The organism is Aetokthonos hydrillicola CCALA 1050 (assembly GCF_017591665.1).
Taxonomy (GTDB): Bacteria; Cyanobacteriota; Cyanobacteriia; order Cyanobacteriales; family Nostocaceae; genus Aetokthonos; species Aetokthonos hydrillicola.
This window is the reverse complement of sequence record NZ_JAAKGC010000307.1, coordinates 1-2,103: the sequence shown is the minus strand read 5'-3', so window position 1 is coordinate 2,103 and position 2,103 is coordinate 1. Positions and strand designations below refer to the sequence as shown.

The window sequence follows — 2,103 nt, the reverse complement described above, 5'->3', positions numbered from 1 at the left end:
TGTACTTTTCTAAATGGCGGAATTTAATAATTCATTAAGAATTAAAAAAAGAACAGTAAATTGTTTCTGCCAAACGCAAAATAATTTGATTACTCTCTCAAACTTATCCGCTGTGTCTACCCGTGAAAGAATTGGTAATAATGTTAAGATGACTACTGATTCTCTGTTTGACAACCGTTCCCGCTTGCAGTTTTATTTAGATTTGCTATATGGGAAGGATAAGCATACCAATGAATCAACGGGTGCTATGGATATGGTGAGGCGCGATCGCTTCGAGTTATTGAGTGCTTACCTCGATGGTGAGGTAACGGCTGCAGAACGTAAACAAGTTGAACAATGGTTAGCTGAAGACCAAGAGGTTCAACGCTTGTATACCCGACTGTTGAAACTAAGGCAGGGCTTGCGGACTCTGCAAGCCCCGCCGTCAAAACAGTCTGTAGAAGAAACAGTCAAGCAAGTTTTAGCACGGTCACATCGCCGTTCTAAAGTGGTTTGGCTGTGTGGAGGTGCCACTATTGCTGCTTGTGCCATTAGCGCAATATCTGTCTTATTTCCCAATGCGAAATTAACAGAACCTCAACTGGCTCATCAAAGCTTAATACAACCCGCACAACAGGGAAAATTAGCACCTCAACCTCCACCCGTTGTAGCGTCACCCCTAATGATTGCTATAAACAACTCGGTGGTTCCAATTCCTAAAGCAGCAGAGGCTTTTCCTCAAAACAAGGAAAATAAACTAAATCAGGAACAATCCTTGCCGCAGAATGTGGAAAAGGAAATAAATTAAAGAAAAATTTATATTTATAAATTCTTAACAGGCTTGCGAAAGTCCCCATCTTCAGCCTTAGACAAGATGGGGTACTTCACGAAGTTCAAAGACCATCACTTTGGACTACACCTCCTAATTGAGCAAGTGAATAGTTACTGATTAAGTAAGCCCAAGCCCAACCAAGCGATCGCCCTTGTTGGTCGTACACTTCTATCTGTCGTCGATTATAGAGGTTCTTTGACTCAGGTCTTTCTGGTTGGTAATCTTCTAGATCATCCAGTTGAGTGAAAATTTCTTCGTCGTAAAAAGTAAGTAAATATCCATGAACAGGGCTATTACCTAGTGTCATAGCTTGGTAACCCATAGGTAAAGCAAATAGTTCTCCTAATGCTATTGCTGGAGTTGCATCTACGACTTTACCAGCGCAGTATTTTTGGTAATTGACTTCACCTGGTTTGAGAGTCCCGTAAACAAAGACTCGCAATAATGGAGAGGCTTTTTCTTGAGATTCAGTCATCCTTATTTTCAAAGATTTTTTGAATTTTTATCTTACATACTTACGGCACTTTGCCGGTGCATGAGGTAAATTGGTAGGGGTAAACGGCGGTTGCCCTCAGGCTGTTGGTGTAATACCAATTCACTTAAATGTTGATACACATTAAACATCTGTGAGGGGGTAGCCTCCGGCTTCTCGCAGAGTATGCGATTCGCCCCTACACACTGTATTTGTATCTGGATTTTCGGATTTTCCTAAAATGGCATAACTCATTTATCCGAAAAATTCTATAATTTGCGTATATTTGCGCAGTGATATCCAATACCATTAAATTCTAAGTAATTAATAGTTATTTCGACACTTATTTCGTGATTCTTTTTAGTCTTGAGAGTGGATTCAAAGCTGAAATAGGCTTTGTGTTTCAATTCCTCCCAATGAGATCGCCAAATTTCTGCGGGAAAATTGGGGTTAATATCGTGAACAGTCATGGTGAGGAGTTGTTCACGAGAGTAGCCAAGAGTAAAACAAGCAGCCTCATTGACGTAAACAATTTGAGCATCCGAATCAACAAACAAGATAGAATCCTTAAACTGGTCTAAGTAAAACTGACTCAAGCGTAGTGCTGACTCAGCTTTTTGCCTTTCTCTGATCTCTTGTTGCAAACGAGCATTTTGCTCAATAAGCTGCTTTTGTAGTCGTTGAATTATTAGATTATTCTCTACGCGGGCAAAAACCTCTTCTTCGCTAAAGGGTTTGGTAATGTAATCTATCCCTCCAACAGCAAAGGCTTTAACTTTGTCAATAACCCCATCTAATGCACTAATAAAAATAACAGGAA

The 2,103-nt window shown here is 40.1% G+C and carries 3 protein-coding genes; 1 reads left to right on the top strand and 2 read right to left on the bottom strand.

What is annotated here, in order from left to right; all coding sequences use genetic code 11:
* Nucleotides 1–148 precede the first annotated feature (148 nt).
* Nucleotides 149–787 (top strand): anti-sigma factor family protein, encoded by a 639-nt coding sequence (locus tag G4P69_RS37285; protein WP_208346343.1) that lies wholly within the window; start codon nucleotides 149–151, stop codon nucleotides 785–787.
* 85 nt (nucleotides 788–872) lie between these two features.
* Here G4P69_RS37285 and G4P69_RS37280 read toward each other — a convergent pair whose 3' ends face one another.
* Nucleotides 873–1,286, bottom strand: coding sequence for a gamma-glutamylcyclotransferase family protein (locus tag G4P69_RS37280; RefSeq protein WP_208346342.1), 414 nt, complete (start codon nucleotides 1,284–1,286; stop codon nucleotides 873–875).
* 266 nt (nucleotides 1,287–1,552) lie between these two features.
* A partial coding sequence (locus G4P69_RS37275; RefSeq protein WP_208354917.1) for a response regulator transcription factor occupies nucleotides 1,553–2,103 on the bottom strand: 551 nt, incomplete at its 5' end.